Genomic DNA, 1,331 nt, shown 5'->3' with positions numbered 1-1,331 from the left:
AAAATTGTAGTTCCTCCGGAGCCAGCAGGTCGCCGTCCGAATGTCGCCGCACAGGGCGTAGCGGGCGGAGCGGACATCCGCTTTCGCCACGGCGGCGATGACGCGCGTGTGGAACTTGAAGCCGGTGGTGAACAACTGGCCGGCGTCGGAGGGCTCGCGCTGGGCCGTGGCGACGAACGGACCGGTCCGCAGCCACAGATGCGAGATCATCTGCAGCAGCTGCGGGTATCGCGCTTCTTCGTAGATGGCGAAGTGAAACTCCTTGTTCGCCTCGACCGCCTTGCGGATGGTCTTGGCGTCGGCCGCCTCCAGCATTCGGTCGTTGATGGCCCGCAGTCGCTCGACGAGCCGATGGCGGTCGGGGGACCGGCACGCACGCAGCACGGCGAGCCCCTCGAGATGCATCCTGATGCGGATGTGCTCCTCGCAAATCTCCCGCGTGAACGGTGCGACGCGGATCATCCGGTCGGGCGTCTTCACCAGCGCCTGCTCGGCGACGAGCCGGTTCAGGGCATCCCGCACCGGCATGCGGCTCGTTCCGAGCATCCGCGCCAGCGTCATCAGGAACAACGGTTCCCCCGGCTGGAACTCGCCGCCGAGCAACGCGCTCTTGAGCTTGTCGTAGACCTGGTCTTGCAGCGTCGGCACCGCATCGACCGGGGTGATGGCATCCAACATCATGAATCTCTTAGGGAATATTGCATCTTGCGGGTTCCAGGATAGCAGGCCCCGTCCGCCGGCTCCACCGACCTCGCCCTCGAAGTATCGCGTATACCGCCCATCGTCGGCGCGTGATATCCGGTATACCGGCTACCGCATACTAACGCCATCAGCCGTGACGCGCCGGTCCACCCCCACCCGACGACATCACGCGCCGCGCCGGCCGAGGAGCTTCGGACAATGGTCAATTGGGGAGTGTCATGGACCTGAGCGTCGTGGACCAGAGCGTCGTCGGGATATTCGTCTCGCTGGTCGTGATCGTGATCCTGGCCCTGCGGGGCGTCGGCATCATGCTGATCGCGCCATTGGCGGTCGTCATCGTCGCCCTGTTCTCGAACATGGGCGTGCTCGACACGCTGACCGGGCCCTACATGAAGGGCTTCGTGAATTACGCCGGGAAGTTCTACCTGATCTTCCTGTTCGCGTCGGTGTTCGGCAAGTACATGGACGACAGCGGTGCGGCCCGGGCGATCGCCGGGAAGATCCTGCTGGCGACCGGAACCGGCAGCCAGCTCTATGTTCTGCTCGCCATCTCGGCCATCACGACCTTGCTCACCTTGGGCGGCGTGAGCCTGTTCGTCGTGATCTTCGCGATCATGCCGATCGCGCGC

Annotated in this window: 1 protein-coding gene and 1 pseudogene; one reads left to right on the top strand and one right to left on the bottom strand. The window is 64.6% G+C overall.

Annotated features, from left to right (window positions below; genetic code table 11):
* Positions 1–681: GntR family transcriptional regulator (locus ABTU92_RS29780; RefSeq protein ID WP_408095147.1), on the bottom strand; the 681-nt coding region annotated here is incomplete at its 3' end.
* Between the two features lie 239 nt (positions 682–920).
* Between ABTU92_RS29780 and ABTU92_RS29775 the strand changes: the two are divergent.
* Positions 921–1,331, top strand: a pseudogene (locus ABTU92_RS29775) (GntP family permease); the annotation flags it as partial.

It is taken from the genome of Rhodoplanes sp. SY1, from assembly GCF_046000175.1.
In the GTDB taxonomy this organism is placed as follows: Bacteria; Pseudomonadota; Alphaproteobacteria; order Rhizobiales; family Xanthobacteraceae; genus Rhodoplanes.
Note: the sequence above shows the minus strand (reverse complement) of the source record. Positions and strands in the feature narration are given on the sequence as shown.